Source organism: Serratia sp. TMDUHS_CL (genome assembly GCF_037137105.1).
GTDB lineage: Bacteria > Pseudomonadota > Gammaproteobacteria > Enterobacterales > Enterobacteriaceae > Serratia > Serratia nevei.
The window spans coordinates 129356-146608 of sequence record NZ_JBBBDV010000010.1 but is presented as its reverse complement, the minus strand read 5'-3'; the positions used below and the strand labels follow the sequence as shown (position 1 = coordinate 146608).

Here is a 17253-nt window from a genome sequence, read left to right as displayed (position 1 = left end):
AAATGACATTGAACATTGGGGTTATCGGCACCGGCGCCATCGGCCGCGATCATATCCGTCGCTGCAGCAAAGTGTTGCAGGGTGCCCGCGTGGTGGCGGTAAACGACATCAACCGCGACAACGCCGCCAAGGTGGTGAGCGATCTGCAGCTGGATGCCCGGGTGCATGACAACGGCCACGATCTGATCAAGGCCGCCGACGTGCAGGCGGTGCTGGTCACGTCCTGGGGGCCGAGCCACGAAGAGTTCGTGTTGGCGGCCATCGCCGCCGGCAAACCGGTGTTCTGCGAGAAGCCGCTGGCGGTGACCGCGCAGGGCTGCAAAAACATCGTCGATGCCGAAGCGAAACACGGCAAGCGGCTGGTGCAGGTCGGCTTTATGCGCCCTTATGACCAGGGCTATCGCGCGTTGAAACAGGTGCTGACCAGCGGCCAGATCGGCGAACCACTGATGCTGCACTGCGCGCACCGCAACCCGACGGTCGGCGAGGCCTACACCACCGATATGGCGATCACCGACACCCTGATCCACGAAATCGACGTGCTGCGCTGGCTGCTCGATGATGACTACGTGTCGGTGCAGGTGGTGTTCCCGCGTAAGAGCCCGAAGGCGTTCCCGCACCTGAAAGATCCGCAGATTGTGCTGTTTGAAACCGCCAAGGGTACGCGCATCGACGTCGAAATCTTCGTCAACTGCCAGTACGGCTACGACATTCAGTGCGAAGTGGTGGGGGAAACCGGCATCGCCAAACTGCCGGAGCCGTCCTCGGTGCAGATGCGCAGCGGCGCCCGCCTGTCGACCGAAATCCTGACCGACTGGAAAGATCGCTTTATCGACGCCTATGACGTCGAGCTGCAGGGTTTCATCAACGACGTGGCTGCGGGCAAGCTGACCGGGCCTTCCGCCTGGGACGGCTACGCCGCCGCGGTGACCGCCGACGCCTGCGTGGCGGCCCAGCTCAGCGGCGAGATTGTGCCGGTGACCTTGCCGGCGCGCCCGGTGTTCTACAACAAATAATCGGCTTGTCCCCCATACCTACGATTGCAGAGGAGTGACCATGAAGATCGCTTTTGATGTCGACGTTATACGGGATTTGGGCGTGACCAAAATGGTGCAGCAGGTGGCGGACTGGGGCTACAAATACATCGAGCAGTCGCCGCACCCGCAGATCAACCCGTTTTACAAGCATCCGAAGGCCAGCCGCGAAATCATGGCGGAGTATAAAAACGCCCTGAAAGCGACCGGCGTGGAGATCTCCTCATTTATCGTGGTGTATCGCTGGTCCGGGCCAGGGGAAGATCGCCGCCAGGCGGCGGTCAAAAACTGGCGGCGGATGATCGAAATCGCGGTGGAAATGGGCGTGCAGGTGATTAACACCGAACTGGCGGGCAACCCCAACGAACCGGAGATCTGCGAGGAGCTGTGGTATCGCTCGATGGAGGAGCTGTTGCCGATCGTCGAGCGCGAGGGTATCCGTATGGAGATCCAGTCGCACCCGTGGGACTTCTGCGAGCTGAGCAACGAAACCGCCGATCTGGTGAAGTCGCTGCGCAGCGACCACGTCAAATACCTCTACAGCGTGCCGCACACCTTCTACTACGACAAGGGGCAGGGTGACGTGGCCGGCATGCTGCAGTACGCCGGGGACGATCTTTCCCACGTGCTGATCGCCGACACCATGAATCACACCAAGCATTGCCGTTATATCGTCAACCCGCCGGGCGTTGACGCCGCGGTGCATCAGCACGTCGGCATCGGCGAAGGCGAGGTGAATTTCGACGCCCTGTTCCAGACGCTGCGCGACATGGAATTTGCCAACCGCAGCTTCAAGGTCGGCGGCGAATCGATCATCTGCACCTCGCTGTTCGGCTACCCGGAAAAGATGCCGAGCCAGGCGGTGGCGACCAGAGAGCGCATCGAAAGAGAGCTGTTGGGCAAATAATCTTATTCGGCTCGCCGGCGGCGTTTGCACCGGCGGCCCTCCAAGGACCGAGGCAGACCATGAATAAAGACAACGTGAAATTGGCCATTGCGCCGATCGGCTGGACCAACGACGACATGCCCGATCTGGGCAAGGAAAACACCTTCCAGCAGTGCGTCAGCGAAATGGCGCTGGCCGGCTTCACCGGCAGCGAAGTGGGCAGCAAATACCCGCGCGATCCGGCGGTGCTGAAACCGATGCTGGATATTCGCGGCATCCAGATCTGCAACGCCTGGTTCAGCACCTTTTTCGCCGACGGCCAGAAAGACAAAACCATCGATGAATTTATCAACCACATGAATTTCCTGCATGCCATGGGCGCCAGGGTGATCGGCTGCTCCGAGCAGAGCAAGAGCATTCAGGGCACCACCAAAGGCGTGTTCGAAGAGAAGCCGTACTTCAGCGATGAAGAGTGGCAGCGCGTGGCTGACGGTTACAACGAGCTGGCGAAGATCGCCGCCGGCAAAGGCATGCAGGTGTGTCTGCACCACCACATGGGCACCGGCATTCAGACCACGGCCGAAATCGATCGCTACATGAGCATGGTCAACGACGACGTCTACCTGCTGTTCGATACCGGCCACGCCTACTATTCGGAAGGCAGCCAGCAGGCGATGATGGCGATCCTGGAGAAGTATCTGCCGCGCATCAACCACGTCCATCTGAAGGACGTGCGCGATGAGGTGGTGGCGGAAGTGAAGGCCAACAAGCTGAGCTTCCTCGACGGCGTGAAGAAGGGCACCTTCACCGTGCCGGGTGATGGCGTGATCGACTTCAGGCCGGTGTTCAAGCTACTGGACGAGCGCGGTTACAAAGGGTGGATGGTGGTGGAGGCCGAGCAGGATCCGGCGCTTGCCAATCCGTTCGAGTATGCGGTAAAAGCGCGCCGTTATATTCGGGAAACCGCCGGCATTTAAGCGACGAGGGATAATCATGATTAAGGGGCGCCAGCGCCCCTTTTTTGGTGGCGGCGTGTTAGCCGCCGAGCGTTTGCCAGGTTGCGACCTGGCTGCCGGGCCACGGCGTGGCGGCATGTACGCCACGGGCGATCGCCCGGGCCAGGGTGTCCGCCGCCAGCGCGCCGATCTGCAGCACCGCCAGTTCGCGGCTGCCCTGAACCTCGCGCTGCCCGGTGGACAGGGCGAACACTACGTCGCCGTCAAACGGGCTGTGCAGCGGGCGGATGGCGCGCGCCATGCCGTCTTGCGCCATGATGGCCACCCGTTTCAACTCCACCCGCGTCAGCGCCAGGTCGGTGGCGATGCAGGCCAGGGTCGTGTTCTTTCTGCCGCCCTGCGGCTCTTGTTCCATCCAATCTTCGCCCTGCGCGCGCAGTTGCGCCAGCGCCGCTGCGCCGCCGTTGCCGAATTCACCGTCAATTTCATAGGGGGTCGCCCAGAAGGCGCGGGTGCCGGGTGCGACCACCGCACCCAAACTGTTGACCGCCACCAGTGCGCCGACGGTAGCGCCATTGGCGGCAATGATAGATGCCGAGCCGAGGCCGCCTTTCAGCTTACCCATGCCGGTCATGGCACCGTAGCCGGCGCCGACGGTGCCCAGCGGAAAGTCCAATCCGGCCTTGCCGACCGCATCGATGCCCAGTTGGTGATACGGCGGCGTGAGCTGCCAGTTTTTGTCGCCGCCGTTGGCCAGATCGTACAGGCAGGCGGTGGGCACGATAGGGGAGACCGGCACGCCGGGGGCCGGGCGCAGCGCGTAGCCTCGGTCCTGTTGCCCCAGCCAGGCTGCGACGCCATCCGCCGCCGCCAGGCCGTAAACCGAGCCGCCGCTGAACGTCAGCGCATCGACGGTCTGTACCAGATTGTCTTCACCCAGCGCGTCGGTTTCCCGGGTGGCGGGGCCGCCGCCGCGCACGTCCACGGCGGCGATCGCCGGGCTGTCCGGCAGGATAACCGTCGTGCCGGTACGTATCCGGCTGTCTTGCGCTACGCCGACCTTCAGGCCCGGCACATCGGTAATCAGGTTGCGGGCGCCTGGGCGCCCGGCGGCGGAAGTTGGCATAGCGGCACCTAACGGGGTGAGAGGAGAGAATATGCCGACGGCGGCGGTCAGGCCGGCCAGCGCTTGTAAAAAGGTTCGGCAGTTGATGCACAGGGGCCGGCGCAGCGGCCCCCGTGGGTGAGGGCGATTACGCATCGCCGTGCGGCTGCCCGGAGCGCAAACGCGCCATATGGTAGGCGTCGACCAATACGCCGTCGCGCATGGCATAGGCGCGGCTGGTGCCCTCTATCTCGAAACCGAATTTGCGGTACAGCGCAATGGCCGCCGGGTTGTCGGTGAACACCGTCAGCTCGATGCGCTCGATGGCCGCCCAGTTGTCGCACAGGTCTATCATCGCCTGCATCAGGCGGCTGCCAACGCCTTTGCCGTGGTAGCGAGGATCGACGCCGATGCCGAAGGTTGCCACGTGGCGGCGGCGCACGCGCTGATTCAGCATGACGGCCAGCTGGCCAGCAAGCTGCCCGTCGATGAAGGCCGCCAGGTTATGCGTACCCGGCTCGGGATTGGCGAGGCGCTTCTGCCAGGACTCGACGGACGGTAGCGGGAGCTGCAGCGTATCGCGATAGACGGGCGTCTGAGAATAAAGATGATGCAGGGCTTGCGCATCCGTCGTTTCCACGTGGCGTATCACGATCTCGCTCATCTCGCTGCTCCTGTTGCTTACCGGTTGAATAACCTCTGAATTTATCCGTTTACTGCCTTGAGTCAATATTATTTGAACGGGTCAAAAAAAACGCTTTACAGGTGCGAATGATAATGATTATTATTGCGATGCGTTCCGGGGAGGGCATCAACCCTTGATACTCTCGCTGCGAAGGCACGACATTGCTCACATTGCTTCCAGTGTTTACTTAGCCAGCTCGGGTGCTGGCTTTTTTTTTTGCCCTTTTTCAACCGCTTCCGCCTTCAACAAATCCGTTGCCCATCTGCCGCTTCATTCCATCGAAATTTTTGAACAGAGGCATGAGTTTTTTACGCTTTCTTATTCTGCCCGCAGGACTAGACTGTAAAAAAACATTGAGGAGAGTTGAATATGATTTATGTACGTAAAGCGGAAGACCGCGGCCACGCCAATCATGGCTGGCTGGATAGCTGGCACACCTTCTCTTTTGCCGACTACTACGATCCGAACTTTATGGGGTTCTCGGCGCTGCGTGTGATCAACGAAGACGTGATCGACGCGGGGCAGGGTTTCGGTACCCATCCGCATAAAGATATGGAAATCCTGACCTACGTGCTGAGCGGCACGGTGGAACACCAGGACAGCATGGGCAACAAGGAGCAGATCCAGGCCGGCGAATTCCAGATCATGAGCGCAGGCACCGGGGTGCGTCACTCCGAGTACAACGCCAATCAGGATCGTCCGTTGCACCTGTACCAGATTTGGATCATTCCGGATCAGGTCGGGCTGGAGCCGCGCTACGAGCAGCGCATGTTCGACGCGCCGCAGGGCCGTCAGCTGGTGCTGTCGCCGGATGCGCGCGACGGTTCGCTGAAGGTGTTCCAGGATATGACGCTGTCGCGTTGGGCACTGAATAAAGGCGAACAGGGTGAGTACCCGATCGCCGCCGGCCGCCGTATTTGGATCCAGGTGGTGCGCGGCAAAGTCTCGGTCAACGGCCAGGCCGCCGGCATCAGCGATGCGTTTGCGGTGTGGGATGAATCGGCGCTGACGATCCAGGCCGACGAAGAGAGCGAAATCCTGCTGTTCGATCTGCCGCCGGTGTGATTAAGCGGTAAATTTCAAGGGCTCACGCTGTGAGCCCTTGAGGTTAACGACAAGCCTGATGACGTTGCCCGCCTGAAAGCCGGCAGCATATAAAAACAAGGAAAATCAATTTATTGATTTTCGGCTGACAATCACAAAGGGGAAAAACCACGCTTTTTCCCCTTTGTCACCGTATGAAGGGCTCACGCTGTGAGCCCTTTTTGCGTTGGCCGTCGCATAACCGACAATATCGGCCCGCCGTTTTTTTTGCTAAAATGACTGCCCATTCACGGTTAGTCAGTTCATTGATAATGAAGAAAAAACGGCCGGTACTCCAGGATGTGGCGGACAAGGTGGGCGTGACCAAGATGACGGTGAGCCGTTATCTGCGCAATCCCGACCAGGTTTCTGCCGCCCTGCAGCAAAAAATCGCCGTCGCGCTGGATGAGCTGGGCTACATCCCCAACCGCGCGCCGGACATCCTCTCCAACGCCACCAGCCGGGCGATTGGCGTGCTGTTGCCGTCGCTGACCAACCAGGTGTTCGCCGAAGTGCTGCGCGGCATCGAAAGCGTCACCGACGCGCACAACTACCAGACTATGCTGGCGCACTATGGCTACCTGCCGGAGCGTGAAGAAGAGCGTCTGACCTCGCTGCTTTCTTACAATATCGACGGCCTGATCCTGTCTGAGCGCCATCACACGGCGCGCACCCTGAAAATGATCGAGGTGGCGGGCATTCCGGTGGTGGAGCTGATGGACTGCGTCTCGCCGTGCATCGATCTGGCGGTGGGCTTCAACAACTTCGAGGCGGCGCGCCAGATGACCCAGCAGATCATCGCGCACGGCCACCGTCACGTGGTCTATTTCGGTGCCCGTCAGGATGAACGTACCCTCATCAAGCAGCAGGGGTATGAGCAGGCGATGCGCGAATCCGGCCTGGAGCCTTACAGCATCATGACCGCGCGTTCTTCCTCCTATTCCGCCGGCGGCGAGCTGCTGCGCCTGGCGCAGCGCGACTATCCGCAGATCGACAGTATCTTCTGCACCAACGATGACCTGGCGATCGGCGCGGCCTTCGAGTGCCAGCGGCAGGGGCTGTCGATCCCGCAGGACATGGCGATCGCCGGTTTCCACGGCCATGATATCGGTCAGGTGATGGTGCCTAAGCTGGCCAGCGTGCTGACGCCGCGCGAACGCATGGGGCAGATCGGTGCCGAGCGCTTGCTGGCCCGGCTGCGCGGCGAAACGGTGTGCCCGCGCATGGTGGACGTCGGTTTCACCGTGATCCCCGGCGGCAGTATCTGAGCCATTTTAACGTTCTGTTTTAACACCCTTTCTTTTTGCAGCGCGCCCTGAGGCGCGCGGGTTATCCCGCCTGTAAGCCCGCCGGTCGTTGCCGGCATAAGTTTGATCTCTGTCCCAGAACGCGAATTTTAGCCGCTTACCCGGTTCCGGCGCTCATGTTGTTACCGGTATCATGATACCGGTAACAACGAGCGTGCGGTCATCTTGCTGCAAGACTGAACCTCTGAATCAACAACACCTACAGCTCTTCTTAAACACCGGGAAAGAGCCTAAAAATAAAACAACCGCACGCTTTACGCCTATCGTAAAGAGAGTCGCGATAAAAGGTTGGAGAAAAATTATGCCATTAGTGATTGTTGCAGGCGGCGTAGCGCTGCTGCTGCTGCTGATGATCCGCTTCAAGCTGAACGGCTTTATCTCTCTGGTGCTGGTTGCTCTGGCGGTCGGGATCGCACAGGGTATGCCGGTCGATAAGGTCATCGGCTCCATCAAGGCCGGCGTGGGCGGCACGTTGGGCAGCCTGGCGCTGATCATGGGCTTCGGCGCCATGCTCGGCAAACTGCTGGCGGACTGCGGCGGCGCACAGCGCATCGCCACCACGCTGATCGACAAGTTCGGCAGAAAACATATTCAATGGGCGGTGGTGCTGACCGGCTTCACCGTCGGCTTCGCGCTGTTCTACGAAGTGGGCTTCGTGCTGCTGCTGCCGCTGGTGTTCACCATCGCCGCCTCCGCGCGCATCCCGCTGCTGTACGTCGGCGTGCCGATGGCCGCCGCGCTGTCGGTGACCCACGGCTTCCTGCCGCCGCACCCGGGCCCGACGGCCATCGCCACCATCTTCCATGCCGACATGGGTAAAACCCTGTTGTACGGCACGCTGCTGGCGATCCCGACGGTGATCCTGGCCGGCCCGGTTTATGCCCGCTTCCTGAAAGGCATCGACAAGCCGGTGCCGGAAGGCCTGTACAACCCGAAAACCTTTACCGAAGCAGAGATGCCGAGCTTTGGCGTCAGCGTCGCCACGTCGCTGGTGCCGGTGATCCTGATGGCGCTGCGCGCGGTGGCTGAAATGGTGTTGCCGAAGGGCCACAGCCTGCTGCGCTTCGCCGAGTTCTTCGGCGACCCGGTGATGGCGACCCTGATCGCCGTGCTGATCGCTATCTTCACCTTCGGCCTGAACCGCGGCCGCACCATGGATGAAGTGATGGGCACCATCACCGACTCGATTAAAATCATCGCCATGATGCTGTTGATCATCGGCGGTGGCGGCGCCTTCAAACAGGTGCTGGTGGACAGCGGCGTCGAGCAGTACATCGCCGGCCTGATGGAAGGCAGCAACGTTTCGCCGATCCTGATGGCCTGGTCGATCGCCGCCGCGCTGCGTCTGGCGCTGGGTTCCGCCACCGTGGCGGCGATCACCGCCGGCGGCATCGTCGCCCCGCTGATCGCCACCACCGGCGTCAGCCCTGAGCTGATGGTGATTGCGGTCGGTTCCGGCAGCGTTATCTTCTCGCACGTTAACGATCCGGGCTTCTGGTTGTTCAAGGAGTACTTCAACCTGAGCATCATGGAAACCATCAAATCCTGGTCGGTGCTGGAAACCATCATCTCGGTGTGCGGCCTGGTGGGCTGCCTGCTGCTGGCGACGGTCGTATAATCGTTATCCGACGCCCTGCGGGGCGTCGGCGTTCCAGAGTATCTTTATCAGTTGGGACGCATTTGGCGCGCTCGCGCCAGTTCCCATAAGGGCATGACACAATGAGTAATCCGCAGAATCACGTATTTATCCTGATGGGGGTGTCCGGCAGCGGTAAATCCGCCGTGGCCAGCGCCGTCGCCCGGGAAGCCGATGCCGCCATGCTGGACGGCGATTACCTGCACCCGCGCGCCAACATCAACAAAATGGCCGCCGGGCATGCGCTGGACGACAACGATCGCGCTCCGTGGCTGGCTGCGCTCAACGACGCCATCTTCGCCATGCAACGCACCAATCCGGTGTCGCTGCTGGTCTGCTCGGCGCTGAAAAAAAGCTATCGCGACCGCCTGCGCGAAGGCAATCGCAACCTGCATTTCCTCTACCTGAAAGGGGATAAAACGGTGATTGAGGAGCGCCTGAAACAGCGCAAAGGCCACTTCTTCAAACCGCAGATGCTGGTTTCGCAGTTCGCCACGCTGGAAGAGCCGGGCGAGCAGGAGCCGGATGTGCAGGCGATCGACATCAACCAGCCGCTGGACGGCGTGGTCGCCGACACGCTCGCCTGCATCAACCGCATCACCGCCCGCTAAGCGCGGGCCGTTGTCGGCGCCGCCAGGCGCCTACAGCTTCATGTAAGCCCGCACGCCGTCCAGGAACATCTGGGTCGACAGCATCACCAGAATCAGCCCCATCAACCGCTCCAGCGCGCTGACGCCTTTGCTGCCCAGCAGGCGCAGGAACAGGTTCGACATCAGCAAAATGGCCGCAGAGAGACCCCAGGCGATTAACAGCGCCGCCACCAGATGGGGCAGCTGGTGCGGATACTGGTGCGACAGCAGCATCAGCGCTGCCAGAATCGACGGCCCGGCCACCAGCGGGATCGCCAGCGGCACCAGGAAGGGCTCTTCGCCGGCGGACAGCCCCGAACTGTTGCCCTCCTGAGACGGGAAAATCATCTTGATGGCGATCAGAAACAGAATGATGCCGCCGGAAATGGAGACGGTTTCGGTGCGCAGGTTGAGGAACGCCAGAATTTTCTCGCCGGCGAACAGGAAAATCAGCATCAGCAGCAGGGCGATCAGCAGCTCGCGGATCAGCACCACCCGGTGCCTGCGCGGCTCCAGGTGCTTGAGCACCGACATGAAAATCGGCAGATTGCCCAGCGGATCCATAATTAAAAACAGCAATACCGTAGCGGAAATCATCTCTGTCATGGTGACCTCGTGATCGGGAAAACGCCTCGGCCTTTCTGGCCGCGTCCTTGCCTATAAGAAGGATTGCTGAGAAATCCTCAGCCATCGAATAAATTCACTTTGCGCCCGCGCCGACATTTTGTAAGGTGAGGAGATATTGCACACAACTCGTTATCACCTACATAGCCCTTATCCGGGCGGGAAACAGATATTATGAAAAACGTTGGTTTCATCGGTTGGCGCGGAATGGTCGGCTCGGTTCTCATGCAACGCATGACGGAAGAGCGCGATTTCGACGCCATTCGCCCGGTCTTTTTCTCCACCTCGCAGCACGGTTCTGCCGCGCCGGCCTTCGGCGGCCAGCAGGGCACGCTGCAGGATGCGTATGACATCGACGCGCTGAGCGCGCTCGATATCATTATTACCTGTCAGGGCGGCGATTATACCAACGAAGTGTATCCTAAGCTGCGCGCCAGCGGTTGGCAGGGTTATTGGATCGACGCGGCCTCTTCGCTGCGCATGCAGGACGATGCCATCATCATCCTGGATCCGGTCAACCACGCGGTGATTCAGCAGGGCCTGGACAAAGGCATCAAAACCTTCGTCGGCGGCAACTGCACCGTCAGCCTGATGCTGATGTCGCTCGGCGGTCTGTTCGCCAACGATCTGGTGGAGTGGGCGTCGGTCGCCACCTACCAGGCGGCCTCCGGCGGCGGCGCGCGCCACATGCGCGAACTGCTGACCCAAATGGGCATGCTGCACGCCGACGTGGCGAAGGAACTGCAGGACCCGGCCTCCGCCATTCTGGATATCGAGCGCAAGGTGACCGAGGCCACCCGCAGCGGCAAACTGCCGACCGATAACTTCGGCGTGCCGTTGGCCGGCAGCCTGATCCCGTGGATCGACAAGCAGCTCGACAACGGCCAGAGCCGTGAAGAGTGGAAAGGTCAGGCGGAAACTAACAAGATTCTGAACACTGGCAGCGTGATCCCGGTCGATGGTCTGTGCGTGCGCGTTGGCGCGCTGCGCTGCCACAGCCAGGCGTTCACCCTGAAGCTGAAAAAAGACGTGTCGCTGCCGGAAATCGAGCAGATGCTGGCGACGCACAATGACTGGGTGCGCGTGATCCCGAACGACCGCGAGCTGACCATGCGCGAACTGACGCCGGCGGCGGTGACCGGTACGCTGAATACGCCGGTCGGCCGTCTGCGCAAGCTGAATATGGGGCCGGAGTACCTGTCGGCGTTCACCGTGGGCGACCAGCTGCTGTGGGGCGCGGCCGAGCCGCTGCGCCGCATGCTGCGCATCCTGCTGTAAACCCGCACTTCCTGGGGGCTGGCTGATTTCAGCCCCCTAAAGCCTCGTTTTCCGCTTTTTTGTTCGCCGCGCACCGCGCCGGGCAACGTCACCGCAAGCCTCGTTTCACCGTGCTCCACCCCGCATATCTCCTCGTCGGCCGCCGCATGCAGAAGCCGCCGGGCTGGCAGTTTTCTTAATGAAGAATTTTCCTGAGCAATGCTGAGCAGTTTTTAACAGACATTGGCTATGCTTAACGCATGGGCGAACAATTTTTCACCATGACTGAAATATTTCAAAAAATAAGCATAAAGAGCGAAATTCAGGTCGGCAGAGTAAAGATTGGTCAATAACCGACCGCAATCACGCTTTAGAGTCCGAATGCATTGCATGATGACCAAAACGGCCAAGGAATAACCAACAAGCCGTGCTTAGATCATGCTGTTAATCTAAGGAAGAAGACTATGCCTGTACTTCCCGATCGTGACGTGATTGATCAGATCATCTCCGGCCATTACGCCGATCCCTTTGCTCTGCTTGGCATGCATGCGACCGATAACGGTCTGCAGGTGCGTGCGCTGCTGCCGGACGCCACCGAGGTTTGGCTGATTGAGCAGCAAACCGGCCGGCGGTTGGCGCAGCTGAACTGCGACGATCCGCGCGGCTTCTTCAGCGCCGTGGTGCCGCGGCGCAAAAATCCTTTCCGCTATCAGCTGCAGGTCAGCTGGCGCGATCACCAACAGACTGTCGACGATCCCTACCGGTTCGGCCCGCTGCTGCAGGACATCGACAGCTGGCTGCTGGCCGAGGGCACGCACCTGCGCCCCTATGAACGCCTGGGGGCTCACCTCGCCACGCTGGATGGCGTCGACGGCGTCAGCTTTGCCGTTTGGGCGCCTAACGCCCAGCGCGTCTCGGTGGTGGGGGAGTTCAACTTCTGGGACGGCCGCCGCCATCCGATGCGTCTGCGGCGTGAAAACGGCATCTGGGAGCTGTTCCTGCCCGGCGTGCGGGCCGGCCAGCTGTACAAATATGAAATCGTCGATTGCTACGGCAATACCCAGCTGAAAGCCGATCCTTACGCCTTCGAGGCGCAGATGCGCCCGGACACCGCCTCGCTGGTGGCGCCGCTGCCGGAGGTGGTGCCGTCGACGCAGGCGCGCCGCCGCGCCAACGATTTTGACCAGCCGATCGCTATCTACGAGGTGCATCTCGGCTCATGGCGTCGTCACACCGACAACCACTTCTGGCTCAGCTACGGCGAGCTGGCGGTGCAGCTTATCGACTATGTGAAGGACATGGGATTCACCCATATCGAGCTGCTGCCGATCAACGAGCACCCGTTCGACGGCAGTTGGGGCTATCAACCGCTGGGGCTGTATGCGCCGACCCGGCGCTTCGGCACGCCGGCCGATTTCAGGGCGTTCGTGGCGGCGGCGCATGAGGCGGGCATCAACGTGATCCTCGACTGGGTGCCGGGGCACTTCCCGAGCGACGCCTATGGCCTGGCGAACTTCGACGGCACGGCGCTGTACGAATACGCCGATCCGCGCGAGGGCTTCCATCAGGACTGGAATACGCTGATCTACAACTACGGCCGCCACGAGGTGCGCAACTACCTGGCGGGCAACGCGCTGTATTGGCTGGAGCGCTTCGGCATCGACGCGCTGCGGGTCGATGCGGTGGCGTCGATGATCTATCGCGACTACAGCCGCGCCGACGGCGAGTGGGTGCCGAATTACTACGGCGGCAACGAGAACCTGGAGGCGATCGCCTTCCTGCGTTATACCAACCAGACTATCGGCCAGGCGCAGCCGGGCGCGGTGACGTTGGCGGAGGAGTCCACCGACTACCCCGGCGTCACCCTGCCGCCGGACGCCAACGGTCTGGGGTTCCACTACAAATGGAACCTCGGCTGGATGCACGACACGCTCAATTACATGAAGTGCGATCCGGTGCACCGTAAGTATCACCACAACCAGATGACCTTCGGCATGCTGTATGCCTATACCGAGAACTTCGTGCTGCCGATCTCGCACGATGAAGTGGTGCACGGCAAAAAATCGATCCTCGACCGCATGCCGGGCGACGCCTGGCAAAAGTTCGCCAACCTGCGCGCCTACTACGGGTTTATGTGGGCGCATCCGGGCAAAAAGCTGCTGTTTATGGGCTGCGAGTTTGCGCAGGGGCGCGAGTGGAATTTCGATACCAGCCTCGATTGGCATTTGCTGGAAGGGCTGGATAACTGGCACAACGGCGTGCAGCGGCTGGTGCGCGATCTGAACCACTGCTACCGGCAGCAGGCGCCGCTGTATGAGCGTGACTATCGCCCGGACGGCTTCGAGTGGCTGGTGGTCGACGATCACGACAACTCGGTGTTCGCGTTCGCGCGCTACGATTCGCAGGGCAATGAGCTGATCGCCATCAGCAACTTTACCCCGGTGCCGCGCTACCGCTACCGCATCGGCCTCTCCCGCGCCGGCGACTATCGCGAGATCCTCAATACCGATTCGCACCACTATCACGGCAGCAACGCCGGCAATCAGGGGCGGGTCTCTTCCGAAGCGGTCGGCAGCCACGGCCGCGACTTTTCCATCTGCGTGACGCTGCCGCCGCTGGCGACCATTTATCTGCTGCGGGAGGCGCCATGACGGAGCTGACGGCCGGCCTCGCCGCGCCGCTGGGCGCGCATTACGACGGCGAAGGCATCAATTTTACCCTGTACTCGGCGCACGCCGAGCGGGTGGAGCTGTGCCTGTTCGACGGCCAGCAGCGTGAGGTGCGCCTGCCGCTACCGGCGCGCAGCGGCGATATCTGGCATGGCTATTTGCCGGGCGGCAAGCCGGGACAACGTTACGGTTACCGGGTCTACGGCCCGTTCGACCCGGCGAACGGACAGCGGTTCAACCCCAACAAGCTGGCGCTCGATCCGGCCGCGCGCGCGGTGGAAGGGCCGGTGGCGGACCACCCGCACCTGCACGGCGGTTACGATCGGCCGGATCCGCACGACAGCGCCGAGCTGATGCCGAAATGCGTGGTGGTGGACCAATGCTATGACTGGCAGGACGATCGCCCGCCCGCCACGCCCTGGGGGCAGACGGTGATTTACGAAGCGCACGTACGCGGCCTGACGCTGCTGCACCCGAAGATCCCGCCGGCGCTGCGCGGCAGCTTCGCCGCGCTGGGGCACCCGGTGATGATCGCCCACTTCAAACGCCTCGGCATCACCGCGCTGGAACTGCTGCCGGTGCAGCAACATACCTCCGAACCGCGTCTGCAGCGGCTGGGGCTGATCAACTACTGGGGCTATAACGTGCTGGCGCCCTATGCGCCGGACAACCGCTACGCCAGCCTGAGCACCGACGGCACGCCGCTGAACGAATTTCGCGATGCGGTCAAGGCGCTGCATCAAGCCGGCATCGAGGTGATCCTCGACGTGGTGTTCAACCACAGCGCCGAGCTGGATATGGACGGGCCGATGCTGTCGCTGAGCGGCATCGACAACCAGAGCTACTACTGGCTGACGCCGGAAGGGGACTACGTCAACGACACCGGCTGCGGCAATACCCTGCGGCTCGATCAGCCGCAGGGCGTGGCCTGGGTGATGGACTGCCTGCATTTTTGGGTGCGGGAGTGCCACGTCGACGGCTTCCGCTTCGATCTGGGCAGCGTGCTCGGCCGCACGCCGGGGTTCGATCGCGATGCGCCGCTGTTCCAGGCGATGCTGGCGGACGATGTGCTGTCGCGCTGCAAGCTGATAGCCGAACCCTGGGACGTTGGCCCCGGCGGCTATCAGGTGGGGGCGTTTCCCGGCCGCTTCGCCGAATGGAACGACCATTACCGCGACGACATGCGCCGTTTCTGGCTGCAGAGCGGCGTGTCGCTCGGCCAGTTCGCCCGGCGTTTTGCCGCCTCCAGCGATGTGTACAACCAGCGCGGGCGAGCGCCTTACGCCACCGTCAACATGCTGACCGCCCATGACGGTTTTACCCTGCAGGACGTGGTCAGCTTCAACGAGAAACACAATCAGCCGAACGGCGAAGGCAACCGCGACGGCAGCGATCGTAATTTCAGCAACAACCACGGCGTGGAAGGCCTGGTCGCCGACGACGCCATTGTGCAACGCCGCAGGGCCAGCCAGCGGGCGATGCTCGCCACGCTGTTGCTGTCCCAGGGAACGCCGATGCTGCTGGCCGGCGATGAACAGGGACACAGCCAGCAGGGGAACAACAACGCCTATTGTCAGGACAACGCCACCACCTGGCTCGACTGGTCCACGGCGGATGACGCGCTGACCGATTACGTCGCGGCGCTGATCGCGCTGCGCCGCCGGATCCCCGCGTTGCAACAGGACCGCTGGTGGCAGCAGGACGACGGCAGCGTGCAGTGGCTGAACGCACAAGGGCAGGCGCTCGACGCGCAGCAGTGGGAGCAAGGCGATCTGCTTATGCAGATCCTGCTGTCGCAGCGCTGGCTGCTGCTGGTTAACGCCACGCCGCAAACGGTGGAGATGAGGTTGCCGGAAGGCGATTGGCAGGTTGTCGCTCCGTTCACTCAGGAAGACTCACGGGCGGTGTTACCCGCCTGGCACCAGGACGCGCGCTCGCTTTGCATTCTGGTACGGAAATAATAAAAGGAGTCCGCTATGGTTAGGTTTGAAAATAAAGACCCCCTGATGTTGGCGCGCCAGCTGCCGATTAAATCCGTAGCGCTGATCCTGGCCGGCGGCCGCGGCTCGCGCCTGAAAGATTTGACCTCCACCCGCGCCAAGCCCGCCGTCCACTTTGGCGGCAAATTCCGCATCATCGATTTCGCCCTGTCGAACTGCCTGAACTCCGGCATCCGCCGCATCGGCGTGATCACCCAATACCAGTCGCACACGCTGGTGCAGCACATTCAGCGCGGCTGGTCGTTCCTCAACGAAGAGATGAACGAGTTCGTCGACCTGCTGCCGGCCCAGCAGCGCCTCAGCACCGAACATTGGTACAAAGGCACCGCCGACGCGGTCTACCAGAATCTGGACATCATCCGCCGCTATGAGGCCGAATACGTGGTGATCCTGGCGGGCGACCATATCTACAAGATGGATTACTCGCGCATGCTGATCGACCACGTCGAGAAGGGGGCCCAGTGCACCGTGGCCTGCCTGCCGGTGCCGCGCAGCGAAGCCGGCGAATTCGGCGTGATGAAGGTGGATGAAAGCGACCGCATTATCGAGTTCCTGGAGAAACCCGCCGATCCGCCGGCGATGCCGGGCAACCCGGATATGTCGCTGGCCAGCATGGGCATCTATATTTTTAATGCCGCCTACCTGTTCCAGCTGCTGGAAGAGGATATGTCGACCCCCGGCTCCAGCCACGATTTCGGCAAGGATCTGATCCCGAAAATCACCGCGCAACAGGCGGCGTGGGCGCATCCGTTTACCTTGTCCTGCGTGACCTCCAACCCCGATCTGCCGCCGTACTGGCGCGACGTGGGCACGCTGGACGCCTACTGGCGCGCCAACCTCGATCTGGCGTCGGTAACGCCGGAGCTGGACATGTACGACCGCGCCTGGCCGATCCGCACCCACATGGAGCCGCTGCCGCCGGCCAAGTTCGTGCAGGATCGCTCCGGCAGCCACGGCATGACCATGAACTCGCTGGTGTCCGGCGGTTGCATCGTGTCCGGGTCGGTGGTGGTGCATTCGGTGCTGTTCCCGCGCGTGCGAGTGAACTCGTTCTGTACCATCGACTCTACCGTATTGTTGCCGGACGTGAACGTCGGCCGTTCCTGCCGCCTGCGGCGCTGCATCATCGACCGCGCCTGCCACATTCCGGAGGGCATGGTGATCGGGGAAAACGCCGATGAGGACAGCAAGCGCTTTTATCGCTCGGAAGGCGGCATCGTGCTGGTGACGCGCGAAATGTTGTCAAAATTGTGAGTTAACGTGGGCGGCAGAACGATAGCCTGCCGCCTGATGAACGGTTCGATGGCTTGCGCAACGCGGCAAACATAACAGCGGCAAGCCTGCTTTATTTCTTATCCAGAGGCCTTCGGCCGACTTTCAGG

14 protein-coding genes are annotated in these 17253 nt (G+C 61.6%); 11 read left to right on the top strand and 3 right to left on the bottom strand.

Annotated features, from left to right (window positions below):
• Positions 1-2 precede the first annotated feature (2 nt).
• From WCL58_RS18540 to iolE, 3 genes are read left to right on the top strand one after another with little or no spacing between them, the layout of a single operon-like run.
• Positions 3-1016, top strand: a complete 1014-nt coding sequence (locus WCL58_RS18540; RefSeq protein WP_336851466.1) for a Gfo/Idh/MocA family protein — start codon at positions 3-5, stop codon at positions 1014-1016.
• Between the two features lie 40 nt (positions 1017-1056).
• Positions 1057-1941: a sugar phosphate isomerase/epimerase family protein gene (locus WCL58_RS18535; protein ID WP_004930845.1), complete on the top strand. Its 885-nt coding sequence runs from the start codon at positions 1057-1059 to the stop codon at positions 1939-1941.
• Positions 1942-2000: 59 nt separating this feature from the next.
• Positions 2001-2897: a myo-inosose-2 dehydratase gene (iolE, locus tag WCL58_RS18530; RefSeq protein ID WP_019455194.1), complete on the top strand. Its 897-nt coding sequence runs from the start codon at positions 2001-2003 to the stop codon at positions 2895-2897.
• Positions 2898-2955: 58 nt separating this feature from the next.
• On the opposite strand, the gene WCL58_RS18525 is transcribed toward iolE, so the two are convergent.
• Together WCL58_RS18525 and WCL58_RS18520 are read right to left on the bottom strand one after the other, a co-directional pair.
• A complete protein-coding gene (locus tag WCL58_RS18525; protein ID WP_336851465.1) occupies positions 2956-4137 on the bottom strand; it encodes a P1 family peptidase in 1182 nt (393 codons plus the stop codon).
• Positions 4130-4645, bottom strand: coding sequence for a GNAT family N-acetyltransferase (locus WCL58_RS18520; protein ID WP_060441401.1), 516 nt, complete (start codon positions 4643-4645; stop codon positions 4130-4132). The genes WCL58_RS18525 and WCL58_RS18520 overlap by 8 nt, the downstream gene beginning before the upstream one ends.
• 390 nt (positions 4646-5035) lie before the next feature.
• On the opposite strand from WCL58_RS18520, the gene WCL58_RS18515 reads away from it, so the two are divergent.
• The 4 genes from WCL58_RS18515 to gntK all read left to right on the top strand — a co-directional run bounded on the left by WCL58_RS18515 (position 5036) and on the right by gntK (position 9303).
• Complete coding sequence (locus WCL58_RS18515) at positions 5036-5731, top strand: pirin family protein (RefSeq protein WP_038873615.1); 696 nt, start codon at positions 5036-5038, stop codon at positions 5729-5731.
• 290 nt (positions 5732-6021) lie between these two features.
• The gene (gntR, locus tag WCL58_RS18510) at positions 6022-7017 is read left to right on the top strand and encodes a gluconate operon transcriptional repressor GntR (protein ID WP_060424481.1); all 996 of its coding nucleotides are present in this window, start codon (positions 6022-6024) and stop codon (positions 7015-7017) included.
• 340 nt (positions 7018-7357) lie between these two features.
• A complete protein-coding gene (gntT, locus tag WCL58_RS18505) occupies positions 7358-8674 on the top strand; it encodes a gluconate transporter (RefSeq protein ID WP_033636339.1) in 1317 nt (438 codons plus the stop codon).
• 101 nt (positions 8675-8775) lie between these two features.
• Entirely contained in the window at positions 8776-9303 is a 528-nt protein-coding gene (gene gntK / locus WCL58_RS18500) for a gluconokinase (RefSeq protein WP_033649350.1), read from the top strand.
• Between the two features lie 30 nt (positions 9304-9333).
• Here the strand turns inward: gntK and WCL58_RS18495 are convergent, their stop codons facing one another.
• Complete coding sequence (locus WCL58_RS18495) at positions 9334-9927, bottom strand: YhgN family NAAT transporter (protein WP_336851464.1); 594 nt, start codon at positions 9925-9927, stop codon at positions 9334-9336.
• Between the two features lie 192 nt (positions 9928-10119).
• Here WCL58_RS18495 and asd point away from each other — a divergent pair, with 192 nt between their 5' ends.
• The 4 genes from asd (at position 10120) to glgC (ending at position 17125) form a co-directional block, all read left to right on the top strand.
• Entirely contained in the window at positions 10120-11223 is a 1104-nt protein-coding gene (gene asd, locus WCL58_RS18490; protein WP_016930397.1) for an aspartate-semialdehyde dehydrogenase, read from the top strand.
• Between the two features lie 443 nt (positions 11224-11666).
• The gene (gene glgB, locus WCL58_RS18485) at positions 11667-13853 is read left to right on the top strand and encodes a 1,4-alpha-glucan branching protein GlgB (protein ID WP_060441400.1); all 2187 of its coding nucleotides are present in this window, start codon (positions 11667-11669) and stop codon (positions 13851-13853) included.
• Positions 13850-15832, top strand: a complete 1983-nt coding sequence (gene glgX / locus WCL58_RS18480; RefSeq protein ID WP_141960483.1) for a glycogen debranching protein GlgX — start codon at positions 13850-13852, stop codon at positions 15830-15832. The genes glgB and glgX overlap by 4 nt, the downstream gene beginning before the upstream one ends.
• Positions 15833-15847: 15 nt before the next feature.
• The gene (glgC, locus tag WCL58_RS18475; protein WP_004930810.1) at positions 15848-17125 is read left to right on the top strand and encodes a glucose-1-phosphate adenylyltransferase; all 1278 of its coding nucleotides are present in this window, start codon (positions 15848-15850) and stop codon (positions 17123-17125) included.
• Positions 17126-17253: the final 128 nt, after the last annotated feature.

Coding starts and splice junctions, on each gene's coding strand:
- gntT (WP_033636339.1), top strand. CDS start 7,358: ATGCCATTAGTGATTGTTGCAGGCGGCGTAGCGCTGCTGCTGCTGCTG.
- gntR (WP_060424481.1), top strand. CDS start 6,022: ATGAAGAAAAAACGGCCGGTACTCCAGGATGTGGCGGACAAGGTGGGC.
- WCL58_RS18495 (WP_336851464.1), bottom strand. CDS start 9,927: ATGACAGAGATGATTTCCGCTACGGTATTGCTGTTTTTAATTATGGAT.
- glgB (WP_060441400.1), top strand. CDS start 11,667: ATGCCTGTACTTCCCGATCGTGACGTGATTGATCAGATCATCTCCGGC.
- WCL58_RS18540 (WP_336851466.1), top strand. CDS start 3: ATGACATTGAACATTGGGGTTATCGGCACCGGCGCCATCGGCCGCGAT.
- WCL58_RS18535 (WP_004930845.1), top strand. CDS start 1,057: ATGAAGATCGCTTTTGATGTCGACGTTATACGGGATTTGGGCGTGACC.
- WCL58_RS18525 (WP_336851465.1), bottom strand. CDS start 4,137: ATGCGTAATCGCCCTCACCCACGGGGGCCGCTGCGCCGGCCCCTGTGC.
- WCL58_RS18520 (WP_060441401.1), bottom strand. CDS start 4,645: ATGAGCGAGATCGTGATACGCCACGTGGAAACGACGGATGCGCAAGCC.
- iolE (WP_019455194.1), top strand. CDS start 2,001: ATGAATAAAGACAACGTGAAATTGGCCATTGCGCCGATCGGCTGGACC.
- glgX (WP_141960483.1), top strand. CDS start 13,850: ATGACGGAGCTGACGGCCGGCCTCGCCGCGCCGCTGGGCGCGCATTAC.
- gntK (WP_033649350.1), top strand. CDS start 8,776: ATGAGTAATCCGCAGAATCACGTATTTATCCTGATGGGGGTGTCCGGC.
- glgC (WP_004930810.1), top strand. CDS start 15,848: ATGGTTAGGTTTGAAAATAAAGACCCCCTGATGTTGGCGCGCCAGCTG.
- asd (WP_016930397.1), top strand. CDS start 10,120: ATGAAAAACGTTGGTTTCATCGGTTGGCGCGGAATGGTCGGCTCGGTT.
- WCL58_RS18515 (WP_038873615.1), top strand. CDS start 5,036: ATGATTTATGTACGTAAAGCGGAAGACCGCGGCCACGCCAATCATGGC.